Below are 14,976 nucleotides of genomic sequence, written 5' to 3' on the forward strand. Positions count from 1 at the left end.
CCCGGCCAGACGCTCGTGTGATTTTACCTGTGACTTTCGCTGTGAGTTTTTCTGACCCATGCCTGCTGACCAGCGTTATCGGGGCTCACAATTCTTACAGCAAACTCAGTCTTGCTTTGATAGTGAGGGGAACCCTCGCCCGCCACACTCTCCGCTTAAGGTCACTGCATGAACCATCACCGTTGAGAGGAGACAGACATGATAGATGCCCGTGAAATTAAACCCGATATGCCCGTCACCACCGCCCAGTCCGAGCATGTCGCTGTGGTTGATCATATGGTCAGCGACGACCTGATCAAACTTAAACAAGACACGTCTGGCGTGCATCACTTTATCCCGGTGAGCTGGGTGATTTCGACTGAGGGCGGTATCGTGAAAATTAACCGGACGCTGGCGCAGGTGACCACAGACTGGGCCACTGAGGCATCATCCTGAGTTTGCCCTGCATCAAGGCTTAGGCGATGTGCACACGTGGACGGCGCTTGCCTGGACTTGCCCGTGAGCTCAATGTGTTGGGCGTGAAACATCGCTAAAAATCCGCTTCTGAGCAGCGCGCACAGCCAAAACAAAGACCTGCGTTGAGCAGGTCTTCGCTATCATGGTGCGCCAGTGCAGGGTGTCGGTGACTTTCTGGCCTGGTTTAAGAATGCGCATCGGCCTCTGCCTGCGCGGCATCCCGCAATTTCTTCACCTCGTCATGATTGCGTTTGGCGCCTTCGAGCTGACGAACAACCACAGCACGGATATGGGTTGGCAAATCCATTTCAGCGGCTTCTTGGTAAGCCTTCAGCGCCACATCCTCGCCGCGTTCGGTTTCATTAAGCACCGACAGCGTATTGTTGCTGGTGAGGGCTGTTTTAAGATCTATCCAGTGTCTGTGCAGCGCGCCGCCCAAGCTGGTTGAGGCGGCGGGTTCGCCCCCCTGCGAGCGCACCAGCCCTTGCAACTCTTGTACGCTGGCCGCCACCTCTTGCGAGCGCCGCATGAAAAAAGCCTTGAGTTGGGGATGATCGACATTCTCAGCCGATGCGCGAAACCCTTCTTCGCCATCGCGGGATACCTCAATCAAATCGTTCAGGGTAGCAATGAAATCGTCTCTGTCTGTCATGTCTCAGTCTCCAAAAGCGGTTGTTGATGGTGAGGAGATCTGAGTATGCGACAGCACAGCCTGGTCCCCCATCGGATGAATGCGCAAGCTGGTGTAAGAATGGCTATCTATAGGCCCGCTTATCTGGGCAGATAGGCCCATTTCTCCCACCTGGCCACGCCAAGGGGCTGCTTATGTTTCCGTCGGCCAACGTAAATTCTGACAGTCAGATCAGCCTGTTGCGGGTATGGATGCGGCTGTCCTGCTTGCATAATGGCGCATCGTTCTTTAACAGGAGATGATGATGAATCCCATCCGTTTATTCGACTATGTGACACCGCGTAGTGAGCAGCCCAAGGTGCTCGCGATGCCCAAACCCGGTGTCACGCAGTTGCTGATATTTTATATATTGCCACTGTCCTTGATCCCTTGTATCACGATGTACTTGCGGCTGGATCATCAGGTGCCCAAATTGTTTTTTGACCAATTACCAGGTAACCGCTTGCTGATGGTGAGCGTCGAGTTGTTGTTTCTGCAATTGCTGCTGGTGCTGGTGATGGCATGGATTACACAGCATCTGGCGCAGATGGTGGGTGTGAAGCCTGGCTTCCGGGATGCGCTGTTGTTAATCACGCTGGCGACAACCCCGCTGTGGCTGACTTCGCTGTTTTACCTGGTCCCCAGCCTGAGCGTTAATGGGCTGGTGCATGGGGTGGCGGCGCTGATTGCCGTTGCGCTGGTCTACCGCGGTGTGCGCTATGTGTTTGGTATCCGTGAGCGCGGGGCACTGTTCTCACTCACCCTGGCCATTATCTGCACCGCCGGGCTGGGCTTTGGCGTGATTCTGATCGGCTCGTTGATTTCGTGGGAAACCATTGAACAACTCCAATTTTCCGTCAAAAAACTGTAGCCAAGCGGTCGGCAGCGGCTATCATTTTCCTCCCCTGGTCAGGGTGCCGACAGGTTTGGCGGCTCAACGTGGTCGGGGCCGGGATCAGGCCATGCGTCAGCGCATAGCGGATCAACGCCGCATTATTGGTCACCCCCATTTTGCGCAAGATTTTGGCGCGGAAGACACTGACAGAGCCCGGCGCGATGGCAAGCTCGTCTGCCACGGCATTGACCGGTTGGCCTTTGATCAGTTTGAACAAGACCTGTAACTCCCGCAACGATAACTGCTCATGCCGCATGGGTTGTGACTCCGTCAACAGTTGGTGGTGGCGCGGCATCAGGCAGGATTTTCCGCGCGCAATGCTGCGGATGGCTGGAATCACCTGCGAACTTTGCGTGGTATAAGGCAGATAGCCATGACAGCCCAGACGGATAAAATGAATCATGCGGTCAGGCCGCTCACAGCCATTGATCACCAGAATCGGCAGCCCCGGGGCGGCATGTTTGAGATCGCACAAAACTTCAAGACCATTTTGGTTGGGGGCCGAAATGTCCAGAATAATCGCATCTAGCGGTTGCTGATGGATCAGGCGAATCGCTTCGCGCACCGTGGGCACTTCGTAAAGCAGCTGCAGGCGCAGGTCATTTTGTAACAGGGTGTGTAATGCGTGATGGCTCAGGGCATGACCATAAACCAGTAATAATTTTTTCATGGCGGTCTCGTCTCGTTTCAGTGTGATCAAAACCGGCATGCGAATACCGGGGCTTAAAACGCCTTTCAATTATTTTTTAATGTTTTTAATAGCGTGCGGCTAAGGCCTTAAGCCGTTGGGGCTGGGCGATAGACGCTGCGCGGTCTTGCCATGGTGCCAGCTTGGCTGGCGTCACTCTGGACCATGTTGATCTATTGCATCACTAGGGCGGCTGGTCATTGGGCAACGGCGCAGCTCAGTCTTCTACCACCGTCTGCGCACCAGCCGTTGCAGCTGCGCCCGCAGACCCATTCGAGTCGGTATGTCGGGCAGTTTTGTGGCTGCCTTTGACATTCCAGATCACATTGCCGACATCATCTGCCACCAGCAACTGGCCTTTTTTATCAACAATCACACCGACGGGACGCCCCCGTGCCTGCCCGTCTGCATTCAAAAACTCGGTCAGTACATCAATGGGTTGTCCGGCGGGTTTGCCTGCTTCAAACGGCACAAAAATGACTTTATAGCCGTTGTAAGGCTGACGGTTCCAGGAGCCATGCTGGCCGACAAACATGCCGTTTTGAAATTTCTCGGGCAGCTGATTGCCTTTGGCCGGGAATAGGCCCAGTGAAGCCGTGTGTGTGCCCAGTGCATAATCAGGAGGGATCGCTGTGGCAACCAGCTCAGGGCGGGGCGGTTGTACCCGCTCATCTACATGTTGGCCGTAGTAGCTGTAGGGCCAGCCATAAAAGCCATTCTGTTTGACCGAGGTCATGTAATCCGGCACCAGGTCACTGCCGAGTTCGTCTCGCTCATTGACCACGACCCATAAGTCGCCAGTATGCGGTTCCCAGACCATGCCATTCGGATTGCGCAAGCCGGAAGCATAGATGTGATGCTGGCCAGAGACTGCATCGACCTCCCAAATAGCCGCCCGCTCTTTTTCTTCATCCATGCCGTTTTCACCGACATTGCTGTTGGAGCCGACGCTAACATAGAGTTTGCTGCCATCTGGCGCGGGCAAAATATTTTTGGTCCAATGATGATTGCGTTCTGCGGGCAGGTCGGTGACTTTGGTGGGGACGGCGGTGATTTCAGTCTGGCCTGGCTTATAAGGGAATTTGATCAAGGCATCAGCGTTGGCCACATAAAAGGTGTCCCCAATCAGGGCCATGCCAAACGGCGAATGCAGGTCTTTGATAAAGACATGTCGTTCTTCTGCCACGCCATCGCCGTCATTGTCGCGCAGCAGCATGATGCGGTTCATGCTCTCAGCCCCTGCGCCGCCGTCTTTCATAAACAGGCTGGCAATCCAGCTTTTGAGGCTGAACCCTTCTTTGTTAGGTGGGTGATTGGTTTCTGCCACCAGAATATCGCCATTAGGCAACTCATACAGCCAGCGCGGGTGATGCAGGTCGCTGGCAAACGCAACCACTTGGGTGCCTGGCGCAGAGGCTGGTTTTTCACCTTGCGGCCAGCCAACCGCTTTTGCCACATGGACGGTGGGAAGCCAGCTGGCATGATAGGAGGACAGGTCTGGTGCTGGCCCATAGCTGGCCGACTCAGGCAGTTGGGCCGGTGGCGAACAGGCACTCAGTCCCAGCAGGCAACCGCTGATCAGGGACAGTTGAAAACGGGGCGGACGGTCTGTGGCGGTATGCATCGTGTACTCCTCTCTATCATCTGTTTCTGGTCTTTGCCAGACTGATTTTCATGGCATAGCCTGCCAGATGGCAGCTAGCGCCGGGTCGCCACAATCTGGTGAATGCCGGTGAGTCCCTGTTCAAACTGGATCAGGCTGGCGGTCAGATACAGTCGCCAGGCACGGTAACTGCGTTCGCCCAAGGTGCGGGTGATGTCCTGGTGTTGCGACGCCAGTCCACTCAGCCAGTGGCGCAGGGTCTGAACAAAATGCTGGCGCAGCCCCTCAATGTTAAACACCTCAAACTGGGCGGCATCCATACACTGCAGCAGCTGTGGAAAGGTGGCCAGCTTGCCTTGCGGGAACAACTGCTGATTTACCAGCGTATGGGCTGGGTCCTCAGGCTGCCAGGCTGCGCGCTCGTTGGTCATGCCATGGCTCAAAAACAAGCCGCCCGGTGTCAGCGCGGCATGGACTGTATTCAAGAACGCTGGCAAATGCGGTTCACCTACGTGTTCGGCGACCCCGATACAGACGGCTTTGTCGTACTGGCCTTGTGCCGCCACAGCGCGATAGTTGCCAGGGATCAGTGTCACCAGATGGGTGAGCTGTTCGCTTTGGATCAGCTGGCTGGCATAGGCATATTGGGCAGGGTTCTGGATATAAGCATGCACAAAGACCCCGTAATGCTTGGCCGCCCAGCAGGCCAGTCCGCCCCAGCCGCCACTGAGGTCGAGCAAATGGTCACCGTGTTGCAAACGCAGCTTCAGGCAAATCAGTTCCAGCTGGTTTTGTTGCGCCTGCCCGAGCTCACGCGTTTGGCCACAAAAATAGGCGCAGGAATGCAGCATACGTTCATCCAGCCAATGGCGATAAAACTCAGCTGGCGCATTGTAGTTGAGCGGCAACAGACCAGACTTTGGTACAGCGCCGTGGCTAGGGGGTAATGGTGCCAGGGCACGTAATGCACGCGCAAGTGTGGTGGCCAAGGGGATAGGCAGAGACTGGAAGTATTCCAGGCATTGCAGCGCAGCGTGAAAGTCGCCCACGACCTGGATGTGACCGTCTATATACGCAGTCATCCAGGGGACGGGTGTGGTCAACAAGTGAGGATCACGTACCAGTTCTGCAGACAGTGACAGCGTAAATGCCGGTGATTGCTCGCCCACATAAATCAACTGGTCATTCCATAAACGCAGGGCAAACGCATCTGTATAGTTTTCAAATAGCTGATTCAGTAGTAATTGGGCCTGGGTCAAGGCCTGTTGTTCTTCTTGTTGCCTGGCCTGAGGCCAATGCCAAAACTGCTCCAGCGTCAGGGCATCCAGTGGGCGTGCCTCTAGAGGCAGCACATTGATAGGGCGGTTGTACATGGGTGACTCCTCACAGTTGTCCGTGTTTCCGTCAAAAAATAAAGCCCCGCTTTGACTGCTGCGTTGCGTCAAATGAACATGTCGATGAACTTTCGCGTCGCCGCCGCAGTAAAAAAGCAGGTGGTTTGAATGTGTCTTCAGGCCTGAAGTGTAAGAAAAGCGCCCAAGCAGCCAATATAGGCACATGACTGATTGTCATGTCAGACCTGTCTGACAGTGTAGGCGGGGTGTCTTTTGCGGGCGGAATGCCTCGTTCTGTCATGCTTAACTCAATACCGTGACGCCCCTGAATGTTGCCCGTTTTCCTGTCCGACAACTCCTACAATAAATTGCGCCGTTGTGACATGGGCACTGGTTTCGCTTTTCTCCATAATCATTCACACATTCATTTTTCCAATCACCCTTACCATTGAGGAGACCATCATGAGATTAAAAACTGGCCTGGAAAATCGTCCAATGGCTACCTTGCCTCAAGCAAGCCCGAATGCAACATTGCGTGCTAAAACAAGTCTGGCCTTGCTGGTGTTAGTCACCGGCCTAGCTGCCTGCGACAAGCAAACCACGGCTTCCGGCGATCCCTCTGCTAAAACCGAGGCGGCTGCAAGCACTGAAACGATCAAGTTTGTCACCACTCAGGATGGCTCGCCATTAGAAATCAAGCCCGAATTGTTTGATACGCCAGCCGCCAAAGAATTTTTAGCGACAGGTAAGAACCCTTATGTCGGTAAAGAAGATGCGATTGCAGCAGGTAAAAAAATCTTCCAACTATATTCTTGCACCCAATGCCATGGCCCGGAAGCGGGTGGGCAAGTGGGCCCTGCGCTCACCGGCCCCAACTATAACTATGCCAAAGACGCCACCAATAAAGGCATGTTTGAAACCGTGTGGCATGGCACCAATGGCGGCATGGGGGCCAAAGGCAAAGGCTTGATGGACCCTTCAGACCCTAATAACGGCATCACCCCGGATGAGTTACTTAAAGTGATTGCCTGGATCCGTAGCCACGGCCAACTGACCGGCAATGAAGACGCCGCTTCGTGATAATCCTACAAATTTGAGGTCGCTAGGCTGACATACAGCCTGCCCGTGCATCCTTAGCATAGAAGCATGCCTGTCTGACCAGACAGGTTTTCTTCTTCTTCTTCTTCTTTGATAAGGATGCCCCTATGAACAATCCCCTTTCTTTTTTGATCGCAGCCCTGTTGGTGGCTAGCAGTGTGCCCAGCCTGGCTGCGGATCATGTCTCTCCCGATGCCGTGCCTCCGGCGCAAAAACAAAAAAACCAGGTGCCGGATACCACCAAAAACGGTAACTATCTGGAGCCGCAGCAAGATAATAATAATCTGCCGCCCAACACCAAAGACACCGCCAGCCAGCCGCAAAATGCCCAGTCTTCCAAGCCTGGCAATATGGAAAAAAGCAAACGCTTTCAGCAGGATCCGAAACAGGGTGGCACCGACGTCAAGTAACGATCACGGGCTTAAGCCCCTTGCTGCATATTGAGTGTCGGTAGCAACAGACCCGTGCGGCCCCGAGCCTATCTTCGTACGTGGGTTGCGCGGCATAAAAAATGCCCCTGGCCATGGCTGGCACAGGGGCAACGGAGAGAAGATCGTAGCGTGGGGACTTATTGTGCGACCACAATATCGTCTTTCACAGCAGTCACACCTTTGACATTTTTAGCCAATTGCACTGCTTTATCTGCTTCGGCCTTAGTTTTAGCCACGCCAGATAATTGCACCAGGCCATTGCTGTCGGTTTCAACTTTGATATCGGTGGCACTCACGGCTTTGTCCTTGGCCAAGGCCGCCTTTACTTTGGCCGTGATCACGGTGTCTTCTACCTTGGTACCAATGGAGTCGCCATCCGCGGCAAAACTTGCCATCGGCAACAATAAAGCACTTACCAGCAAAATGGATTTCAATGTCGTTTTCATGTGCAGTCCTTTCAAAATCATCGAGCCCTCATTATTCAAAAAATGCGCAGGGCCAGCCATACACCGGATTCTGATCCTGCCGTAGGAGTTGACTGACGAAGTTTGTAAGTACGATAAGATAGCGCTTTAGCGCTTCACTCACCGTTGAAATCTTTTTTACCATGACCACTACTTTTCCGTTGCTACATCATCAAGTCTTGAACGCGTCCAATGAACACTCAGGCACACCTTTGTTATTGCTCCATGGTCTGTTTGGTTCCGCCGACAATTGGGGCAGTATTGCCAGGTATTTCGCCCAGAAGCGCTCGGTGATCAGTGTCGATTTACGTAACCATGGCCGCTCACCTCACCATGAGTCGCAAACCTATGCCGAAATGGCAGCGGATGTGCTGGCGGTGTGTGAGCATTTGAACCTGGCAAAAGTGCATGTACTGGGTCATTCACTGGGCGGCAAGGTGGCCATGCAGTTTGCCATGCAATGGCCGCAACGCGTGAGTAAGCTGATGGTGGTGGATATGGCCATGCGCGCTTATGCCGACGTGCACACGCCGCTCATAGACGCCATGCTGGCGGTAGACTTGCACCAATGTGCGTCCCGCGGTGACGTGGATAAAGCGCTCGCTCCCGCTATCCCCAACCTGATGGTGCGCCAGTTCTTGCTCACCAATCTGCATAAGGTGGATGGTCGCTTGCAGTGGCGGCTCAATCTCGCGGCCCTCAAAGCCAATTATGGGCAACTGCAGTCAGCACTTTTGCCGCCAGTGGCCACTGGCCTGACGATGCCTAGTCTGTTTATTCGCGGGGAGCGGAGTGATTATGTCAATGCGCAAGACATGCACACAATTAGCCAGCACTTCACTCAAGCCCGCTTTGTCAGCCTGCCCACCGATCATTGGGTGCATGCAGAACAGCCGCAATTATTTATCCAGGCTGTCGACGCATTTTTAGCCTAGTATGCGTATGATTGTGCATCGGTAAAAACGGCGTGCCGCTTGCGATGCTGGGGACGATTAACCGCCAGAAGCGACGCCGTCTCCGCTTTTGCGCCTCCAATCACATTTAATCTATGTAGTCAGTAATCCATTGGGCATTTATGAAAATTGCTCTAAAATGCATTGGCATTAATGTATTGGGGATTGAGTAGTGCAGTGGTGGCATGAGGTATGGGTTGTTTCGATGTTACGTGAGCCGTTATACATACGGCTTCTGGTCATATTTGCGATCACAGCAGTGCTTCATGGCGTTTCTAGCCTACTACTGCATAGACTGAAACGCGTTGCCGAATACAGCCGCAGTTATCTGGATGATGCACTTGTTTATGGTGCGAGCCGCCCGTTACCAGCGCTCATCTGGTTATTAGGGTTGGCCTACATGGCTAAGCTATATGCCAAAGCCCATCATCCTGAAGAGTGGCTGGAGATGATTTCGCTGGTGCGGGATATTGGCTTTTTGCTGGTTGTGAGTTGGTTTTTCTGGCGTACGATCAGTGAGTTTCGTCAGCAGTTCATGACCCGCGACACGCGCAGTGACAGTCAGGTTGATCAAACGACCATCGATGCACTTTGTAAGCTAGGTTATCTGCTGGTCGTGGTGATTACACTGATCACCTTTTTGCAGACCATAGGGATAAGTATTTCTGGATTATTGGCTGCCGGGGGTATCGGCGGCATCGCCATTGGTTTTGCAGCAAAAGATATTTTGGCGAACTTTTTTGGCGGATTGACCATTTATCTTGACCGTCCGTTTAGTGTCGGAGACTGGATACGCTCGCCTGACAAGGACATTGAAGGCACCGTTGAAATGATCAGCTGGCGACATACACGGATTCGCCGCTTCAATAAAAACCCGATTTATATCCCCAATATGTTATTTACGACCATTGCGGTTGAGAACCCATCGCGCATGAGTCACCGCCGTATCCGTGAAACCATAGGGATTCGATATGCTGACCTTGATAAAATGGCTGGGATTGTCAGTGCAATTCGAGACATGTTGCAACATCACCCAGAGATTGATCAGTCTCAAACCCTGATCGTGAATTTTGTCACTTTCAACAAGTCTTCATTGGATATCATGATCTATGCTTTTACCCGCACCAGGGTTTGGGAAGAGTATCACCATGTAAAACAGGACGTGTTGCTCAAAGTGGGGGAAGTCATTTCGGCGCTTGGGGCTGAAGTGGCTTTTCCAACTCAAACGCTGCATTTGGCCACGCTGCCAGAACCCCAGTCGACTTAAACTGCATACCGCTTAAGAGCGCAATCCTGATGAAAATCATGAGCCGAATTCGCGTAAAACTGCGCTCAACAATTTTCAAGCAGGCGCTCATACTAGTCACACGTTTGAGTGTTAACTTTTTAGGAGATCTACCATGTGGACTAAACCAGCAGCGACTGAAATGCGTTTTGGCTTTGAAGTGACTATGTACGTAATGAACAAATAATTTTAGCTAGGCTAAAATGACAAAAGCCCGACTCGATGTCGGGCTTTTTGTTTGGGGCACAGGCATTAGAAATGCATGGTCAGTGTGACTTCTGCGCGGCGCGGCGCACCAGGACCATTGAGGTTATTGCTGGTACCGTGGCCAGAAGCATAGTAACGCTTATCGGTCAGGTTTTTCAGATTGAACGCAAGGTCGTAACGTGAGCTATGATAAATGGCTGCTGTATCTGCCGTCATATAACTACCGAGGGCCACCAGATTGTCATTCGACGCATAGCGATTACCGACATAATTCAGGCCACCGCCCACACTCCAGCCTTCATTGAGTTGATGCATTACCCACAAGTTGGCGCTGTTTTTTGGGGTGAGGGCTGCCCGTTTGCCTTGTAAGGCAACGCCGTTTTGTATCGCTACTGAGTCAGTGATGCGCGCATCCAAATAGGCGTAGCCAGCAAACACTTGCCAGCGTGGCGCAAGTTCACCCGTCATGGTCAACTCCAGTCCTTCTGTTAATTGTGTCCCCACGCCTATCAAGGCATTGTTGACTGGATTAGTCCCTTTGATGTTTTCGCGCTCAAGATGAAACAGGGCGGCGGTGGTAGACAATTTGCCATTGAAAAAATCGGTTTTGCTGCCGATTTCAATATTATTGGTCTCTTCCGGGGCTAGCTGGCTTTGCTGCTGCGAGAAGCTCAAGGTTTCGCCAGAGGGCTGGAAAGAGCGACTCAATGAAATATAGTAAGACTGCCAATCCGTGGGTTGGTAGACCAGGCCAGCACGCGGGCTCCAGGTATGATCTGTGCGCTCGGGGCTCACCGTAGACAAGCGGTCTTCAACCTTTTGCGCGAAGCGGTCATGGCGGCTGCCGACCAGCGCTTTCCAGTGCTCGGAAAGCGTAATCATGTCCTGCACATAGACGCCAGTCACTTGCAGGATGGTCTGGTTACTGAGGTTGGGATTGCTGCCGCGCACGCCAAACTGTGACAGGCTGGGTAATACCGGATCAAACAGGGAGACGGTCACCGTCGGGTTGCTCCATGCCCAGCGCTTCATGGTTTTGCGTTGCTCGCCTACTTCCAGACCGTAGAGTAATTGATGCTGCATGCCAGCCCATTCGGCTTTTTGCAGTACTTCAAACTGGTTGAACCAGCCATCGTCCTGGCGCCATAACTGGTTGTGCGTCAGGGTCGCCGTGCGCAAGTTATCATTCACTGCCGAAACCAGCGTGTTGTTGCGATCCATTTCGTAATGATAGGCGCCAAACATATTGCGCACGGTCCATTGATCATTAATTTGGTGTTTCAACACCGCGCGGCCAGACAACACGTCCGAATCGGTGTAATCATCATCGCGGGCATTGCGTGAGCCATAGTAGGTGTCTGGATCAATGTTGAGCGGCTTGCCCCGATAAGCCGGGATCCCGAAGTCGGTCACTCGGCGGTCATGCAGTTTTTCTACCTGCAACAACAAGCTGGTATCTTCTCCCAGTTGCAAGTGCAAGGAAGGGGCAAGGTTTTGCCGCTCCAGAAAGCCCTGGTTTCTAAAGCTGCCGGAATCCTCTACGGCGCCGTTGATCCTGAAGGCGGCTGAATCCCCCAGTTTGTCGCCGACATCAAACTCGCCGCGGCGCTGTTTGTAAGAGCCGCCGTTGAGTTTAATGGTGCGGATGGTCTCGCCAGGTTTTTTTGTGATACGGTTAATCAAGCCGCCAGAAGAGCCACGTCCATACAATACTGCGGCTGGCCCCTTGAGCACTTCCACGCGCTCAATATTTGACAGGTCGCGGTAATACAGCGCGTCATCACGCATACCATCAATATACATGTCACCCATCGCATCAAAACCACGAATCACAAACTGGTCGCGCTGGCCGTCACCCAGATTCAGCGAGACGCCAGGCACGTTCTTCAATACATCCTGTAACGAGTGCGCGGCCTGGTCCTGAATGATTTGCGCAGGGACCACATCGACTGTTTGCGGAATATCCCGCAGCGGTGCAGCAATTTTGGTCGCTGTAGTATTCACCAGGGGCTGGTAGTCAGTTCGGCTGCTTTTCTTTTCCTTGACCGAGACCTCGGGCAAAGTGTCAGACTCGGTATCATTTTTTGCAGCGTCAGCTGCTTGCGCGTATGTCGCCTGGGTTGCACTGGCCAAAAGCAAAGCCAGCGCAATCGGCCGTAACGTCGATGAGTGGTAATACATGAAAACTCCCATTGGATAAAAAGCTCTGCCAGGCAGAGAGGCGTGCGGTTGAGTCTAGGCTCAACTTCTGTTAATGGTAATGATAACGATTTTCATTAATAATTTGAAGGATGCAGCAAAGAATTTGCTTCTGTTAACATCAGGCTGGTGAAAATCATGAGTTGCATTCGCGTAAAAGCGCGCTCAACAAAAGGCTGGCGGGCAGGCATACTGGCTACACGTTTGATTGATTGTTAACTTTATCTAGGAGATCTACCATGTGGACTAAACCAGCAGCGACTGAAATGCGTTTTGGCTTTGAAGTAACCATGTACGTAATGAACAAATAATTTTAGCTGAGGCTAAAATGACAAAAGCCCGACGAGATGTCGGGCTTTTTGTTTGCTGGGGCAGGGTTAAACAGTGACGACTGGAAAATCGATTTCAGTTTGCACAATATGATTGGTGTAATTTGTCAGGGTGTTTAAAGCCACATGCGCAATCACCTCCAGTAGCAAGCCGTCATCCACGCCGGCTGCATAGGCTGCCGCGATATCCGAATCCGACAAGACCCCGCGTTGGTTTACGATCTTAACCGCCAATTTCAGTAAACCGTCAGTCACTGGGTCGGCGGCCTCGCCCCGACGGGCAGCCTGAATCGCTTCTGCATTCAGGCCGGTGCCGCGGGCCACCAAACTATGTGCTGACAGGCAATATTGGCAGCTGTTAGCCTGGCCGATAGCGAGCGCCAGCGCTTCACGCTGTTTTGCCGTTAAGCGGCCATGGCTGAGCGCTTCGCCAAAAGCCAGTTGGGCCGTTAACACCGCGGGTGCTTGGGCAACGGTGGCATACAAATTAGGCACTTTACCCAATTTGGCTTGTACAGCATCTAATGTGGCATTGATCTCTGCACTGGCGGTTTGACGGTTAATTGGTTGAATACGGGCCATGATAAGTCTCCTTAGTTTAGTAAATTGGAACGCTTGGTGCGTTGGAGATATCATGCAATACTCATGATTATTAAAGGTCTCATTATGTTGATCAGGAGTCTCGTTTGGACCCGTTGTTGCCACTATTGAATCAAATCTCACTCTCGGCCCAGGTGTTTTTCACCGGTGATCTTTGTCAGGTCGTGAACTTTGATGGGACTGGAGCGGTGGGGCATATTCATTTGTTGCGGGCGGGAAAGCTAGACCTGATGTTTCGCGATAAACCTCTCGCGCGTATAGACCAACCGAGCGTGGTGTTCTTACCCAAGCCTAGCAGTCACGTGCTCAACCCTGTAGAGGGTGAGCCGTGTGAATTGGTGTGTGCCATGATTAATTTGGGCGCAAACGTACGCAGCCCGCTAGCCACCGCCTTGCCTGAATATGTGATCGTGCCTTTAAGCGACATGCTACAAATTGCGCCGACCTTACAACTGCTGTTTCATGAAGCCTTTGCGCAAGACTTGGGGCGGCAACCCGCACTGGATAGGCTGGCAGAATATTTCCTGATCCAGATTTTGCGCCACGTCATTCAACATGGCCAACTCCAACAAAGCATTTTTTCCGCACTGGCCGATGCGCGCCTGTCGCAAGCTGTCAAAGCCATGCACGAACAACCCGCTTACCCCTGGACCCTCGAAACCCTGGCCGATACAGCGGGCATGTCACGTGCCCGGTTTGCTGCCAATTTCAAAACCACCGTTGGCATCCCGCCATTGGAATACCTCACCGACTGGCGGCTCTCGATTGCACAAAATCTGATCCGGCAAGGCAAGTCACTCAAAAGCATCGCCCCTCAGGTGGGTTATCAGAGTGTGGCTGCCTTTAGCCGGGTGTTTGCAAAACGGTTGGGCACGACGCCTGCCGAGTGGCATTGATCAAGTCGCGCAACGGGGAGATCACGTATTTTGATGGATTGAAAAATGGTATTCCATGAGATTCAGCTCCCTTAAGCAGGCGCCCTCAGCACTCGATGTCATTATCTTACATTCATATCAGCGCAATCGCACTCTTCACTGCAGCCCCGCTTTCTTATACTGTGTGTCCGTATAAAAAACAATTTTGGAGATGACCATGGCTACAGTGACAGGTTTATTTAGAGACCAGGAGAGTGCAGAGCGCGCATATCTCTCCGCTACGCAAGCGGGCTACAGTACGAGTGATATTAATGTGATTATGTCTGAGGAAACACGTGAGCGTTATTACGGTAAACATGCCACCTTAGAAACCGAAGTAGGTAGCAAAGCGGCCGAGGGCGCTGCTGTTGGCGGCGCACTAGGTGCAACGGCCGGTGCGATCGCAGCAGCTATTGCCGCCGCAGGGACCGTGCTCACCCTGCCAGGCTTGGGGCTCGTTATCGCCGGGCCTTTAGCGGCTGGTGTCGCCGGTGCGGGCGCTGGTGGGGTGACTGCTGGCTTAGTCGGTGCTTTGATTGGCTGGGGGATCCCTGAGGATACTTTAAAGGAATACGAAACAGATGTTAAAAATGGGGGAATCCTCATTGGCTTAAACTCAAGAAGTGATGAAGATACCCGCCGGTTCCAAAGTGAGTGGAATACGCCAGTCGCTAGTGGCATCTAAATTTAGCCATTGGATAAAGTGAAAAAGGCTTCCAAACGGTGACTCACCTTGGAAGTCCTTTATTTATTGAATCAAGCGTATTCTCATATGGGGGCAAATTTAACTTCATTGATATGCGTGACTCATACTTACCAGCCTGTTCAGCGATATTGAGGTGCTTCTAAC

General features: G+C 52.6%; 17 protein-coding genes. 10 read left to right on the forward strand and 7 right to left on the reverse strand.

Annotated elements, in window-relative coordinates; all coding sequences use genetic code 11:
• The first annotated feature begins 198 nt into the window (after positions 1 to 198).
• A complete protein-coding gene (locus tag ACT53C_RS07050) occupies positions 199 to 435 on the forward strand; it encodes a DUF2171 domain-containing protein (protein ID WP_194748505.1) in 237 nt (78 codons plus the stop codon).
• A gap of 205 nt (positions 436 to 640) precedes the next feature.
• Here ACT53C_RS07050 and ACT53C_RS07055 read toward each other — a convergent pair whose 3' ends face one another.
• On the reverse strand, positions 641 to 1,108 hold the full coding sequence (locus ACT53C_RS07055; RefSeq protein ID WP_476145394.1) for a PA2169 family four-helix-bundle protein: 468 nt from the start codon (positions 1,106 to 1,108) through the stop codon (positions 641 to 643).
• A gap of 283 nt (positions 1,109 to 1,391) precedes the next feature.
• On the opposite strand from ACT53C_RS07055, the gene ACT53C_RS07060 reads away from it, so the two are divergent.
• On the forward strand, positions 1,392 to 1,997 hold the full coding sequence (locus ACT53C_RS07060) for a Yip1 family protein (protein WP_476145395.1): 606 nt from the start codon (positions 1,392 to 1,394) through the stop codon (positions 1,995 to 1,997).
• On the opposite strand, the gene ACT53C_RS07065 is transcribed toward ACT53C_RS07060, so the two are convergent.
• The 3 genes from ACT53C_RS07065 to ACT53C_RS07075 all read right to left on the reverse strand — a co-directional run bounded on the left by ACT53C_RS07065 (position 1,984) and on the right by ACT53C_RS07075 (position 5,685).
• Complete coding sequence (locus tag ACT53C_RS07065; protein WP_476145396.1) at positions 1,984 to 2,691, reverse strand: LuxR C-terminal-related transcriptional regulator; 708 nt, start codon at positions 2,689 to 2,691, stop codon at positions 1,984 to 1,986. The two genes, ACT53C_RS07060 and ACT53C_RS07065, sit on opposite strands and share 14 nt — an antisense overlap.
• Before the next feature lie 235 nt (positions 2,692 to 2,926).
• Complete coding sequence (locus ACT53C_RS07070) at positions 2,927 to 4,333, reverse strand: PQQ-dependent sugar dehydrogenase (RefSeq protein WP_476145397.1); 1,407 nt, start codon at positions 4,331 to 4,333, stop codon at positions 2,927 to 2,929.
• Positions 4,334 to 4,407: 74 nt separating this feature from the next.
• On the reverse strand, positions 4,408 to 5,685 hold the full coding sequence (locus ACT53C_RS07075) for a class I SAM-dependent methyltransferase (RefSeq protein ID WP_476145398.1): 1,278 nt from the start codon (positions 5,683 to 5,685) through the stop codon (positions 4,408 to 4,410).
• Between the two features lie 456 nt (positions 5,686 to 6,141).
• Here ACT53C_RS07075 and ACT53C_RS07080 point away from each other — a divergent pair, with 456 nt between their 5' ends.
• Complete coding sequence (locus tag ACT53C_RS07080; protein WP_194749081.1) at positions 6,142 to 6,726, forward strand: c-type cytochrome; 585 nt, start codon at positions 6,142 to 6,144, stop codon at positions 6,724 to 6,726.
• 125 nt (positions 6,727 to 6,851) lie between these two features.
• A complete protein-coding gene (locus ACT53C_RS07085; RefSeq protein ID WP_313986739.1) occupies positions 6,852 to 7,154 on the forward strand; it encodes a hypothetical protein in 303 nt (100 codons plus the stop codon).
• A 158-nt stretch (positions 7,155 to 7,312) separates the two neighbouring features.
• On the opposite strand, the gene ACT53C_RS07090 is transcribed toward ACT53C_RS07085, so the two are convergent.
• Positions 7,313 to 7,621: a BON domain-containing protein gene (locus ACT53C_RS07090; RefSeq protein WP_194748498.1), complete on the reverse strand. Its 309-nt coding sequence runs from the start codon at positions 7,619 to 7,621 to the stop codon at positions 7,313 to 7,315.
• Positions 7,622 to 7,782: 161 nt separating this feature from the next.
• On the opposite strand from ACT53C_RS07090, the gene ACT53C_RS07095 reads away from it, so the two are divergent.
• From ACT53C_RS07095 to pqqA (ACT53C_RS07105), 3 genes are all read left to right on the forward strand, one after another.
• Positions 7,783 to 8,574: an alpha/beta fold hydrolase gene (locus tag ACT53C_RS07095; protein WP_476145399.1), complete on the forward strand. Its 792-nt coding sequence runs from the start codon at positions 7,783 to 7,785 to the stop codon at positions 8,572 to 8,574.
• A gap of 418 nt (positions 8,575 to 8,992) precedes the next feature.
• Entirely contained in the window at positions 8,993 to 9,859 is an 867-nt protein-coding gene (locus tag ACT53C_RS07100) for a mechanosensitive ion channel family protein (protein ID WP_379075098.1), read from the forward strand.
• A 133-nt stretch (positions 9,860 to 9,992) separates the two neighbouring features.
• Positions 9,993 to 10,064 carry a pyrroloquinoline quinone precursor peptide PqqA gene (pqqA, locus tag ACT53C_RS07105; protein ID WP_081624291.1) on the forward strand — a complete coding sequence of 24 codons (72 nt, stop codon included), beginning with the start codon at positions 9,993 to 9,995 and terminating at the stop codon, positions 10,062 to 10,064.
• A 65-nt stretch (positions 10,065 to 10,129) separates the two neighbouring features.
• On the opposite strand, the gene ACT53C_RS07110 is transcribed toward pqqA (ACT53C_RS07105), so the two are convergent.
• Complete coding sequence (locus ACT53C_RS07110) at positions 10,130 to 12,265, reverse strand: TonB-dependent receptor (RefSeq protein WP_476145400.1); 2,136 nt, start codon at positions 12,263 to 12,265, stop codon at positions 10,130 to 10,132.
• A 257-nt stretch (positions 12,266 to 12,522) separates the two neighbouring features.
• On the opposite strand from ACT53C_RS07110, the gene pqqA (ACT53C_RS07115) reads away from it, so the two are divergent.
• The gene (pqqA, locus tag ACT53C_RS07115) at positions 12,523 to 12,594 is read left to right on the forward strand and encodes a pyrroloquinoline quinone precursor peptide PqqA (protein WP_081624291.1); all 72 of its coding nucleotides are present in this window, start codon (positions 12,523 to 12,525) and stop codon (positions 12,592 to 12,594) included.
• A 66-nt stretch (positions 12,595 to 12,660) separates the two neighbouring features.
• Here pqqA (ACT53C_RS07115) and ACT53C_RS07120 read toward each other — a convergent pair whose 3' ends face one another.
• A complete protein-coding gene (locus tag ACT53C_RS07120; protein WP_476145401.1) occupies positions 12,661 to 13,194 on the reverse strand; it encodes a carboxymuconolactone decarboxylase family protein in 534 nt (177 codons plus the stop codon).
• A gap of 104 nt (positions 13,195 to 13,298) precedes the next feature.
• On the opposite strand from ACT53C_RS07120, the gene ACT53C_RS07125 reads away from it, so the two are divergent.
• Together ACT53C_RS07125 and ACT53C_RS07130 are read left to right on the forward strand one after the other, a co-directional pair.
• Positions 13,299 to 14,108: an AraC family transcriptional regulator gene (locus ACT53C_RS07125; protein WP_476145402.1), complete on the forward strand. Its 810-nt coding sequence runs from the start codon at positions 13,299 to 13,301 to the stop codon at positions 14,106 to 14,108.
• A gap of 196 nt (positions 14,109 to 14,304) precedes the next feature.
• The gene (locus ACT53C_RS07130; protein WP_476145403.1) at positions 14,305 to 14,811 is read left to right on the forward strand and encodes a hypothetical protein; all 507 of its coding nucleotides are present in this window, start codon (positions 14,305 to 14,307) and stop codon (positions 14,809 to 14,811) included.
• Positions 14,812 to 14,976 lie beyond the last annotated feature (165 nt).

Source organism: Methylophilus sp. DMC14 (assembly GCF_056314085.1).

What these genes read in the sequence shown, in the direction of transcription:
- ACT53C_RS07050 (WP_194748505.1), top strand. Translation starts at nt 199, where the DNA reads ATGATAGATGCCCGTGAAATTAAACCCGATATGCCCGTCACCACCGCC.
- ACT53C_RS07055 (WP_476145394.1), bottom strand. Translation starts at nt 1,108, where the DNA reads ATGACAGACAGAGACGATTTCATTGCTACCCTGAACGATTTGATTGAG.
- ACT53C_RS07060 (WP_476145395.1), top strand. Translation starts at nt 1,392, where the DNA reads ATGAATCCCATCCGTTTATTCGACTATGTGACACCGCGTAGTGAGCAG.
- ACT53C_RS07065 (WP_476145396.1), bottom strand. Translation starts at nt 2,691, where the DNA reads ATGAAAAAATTATTACTGGTTTATGGTCATGCCCTGAGCCATCACGCA.
- ACT53C_RS07070 (WP_476145397.1), bottom strand. Translation starts at nt 4,333, where the DNA reads ATGCATACCGCCACAGACCGTCCGCCCCGTTTTCAACTGTCCCTGATC.
- ACT53C_RS07075 (WP_476145398.1), bottom strand. Translation starts at nt 5,685, where the DNA reads ATGTACAACCGCCCTATCAATGTGCTGCCTCTAGAGGCACGCCCACTG.
- ACT53C_RS07080 (WP_194749081.1), top strand. Translation starts at nt 6,142, where the DNA reads ATGGCTACCTTGCCTCAAGCAAGCCCGAATGCAACATTGCGTGCTAAA.
- ACT53C_RS07085 (WP_313986739.1), top strand. Translation starts at nt 6,852, where the DNA reads ATGAACAATCCCCTTTCTTTTTTGATCGCAGCCCTGTTGGTGGCTAGC.
- ACT53C_RS07090 (WP_194748498.1), bottom strand. Translation starts at nt 7,621, where the DNA reads ATGAAAACGACATTGAAATCCATTTTGCTGGTAAGTGCTTTATTGTTG.
- ACT53C_RS07095 (WP_476145399.1), top strand. Translation starts at nt 7,783, where the DNA reads ATGACCACTACTTTTCCGTTGCTACATCATCAAGTCTTGAACGCGTCC.
- ACT53C_RS07100 (WP_379075098.1), top strand. Translation starts at nt 8,993, where the DNA reads ATGGCTAAGCTATATGCCAAAGCCCATCATCCTGAAGAGTGGCTGGAG.
- ACT53C_RS07110 (WP_476145400.1), bottom strand. Translation starts at nt 12,265, where the DNA reads ATGTATTACCACTCATCGACGTTACGGCCGATTGCGCTGGCTTTGCTT.
- ACT53C_RS07120 (WP_476145401.1), bottom strand. Translation starts at nt 13,194, where the DNA reads ATGGCCCGTATTCAACCAATTAACCGTCAAACCGCCAGTGCAGAGATC.
- ACT53C_RS07130 (WP_476145403.1), top strand. Translation starts at nt 14,305, where the DNA reads ATGGCTACAGTGACAGGTTTATTTAGAGACCAGGAGAGTGCAGAGCGC.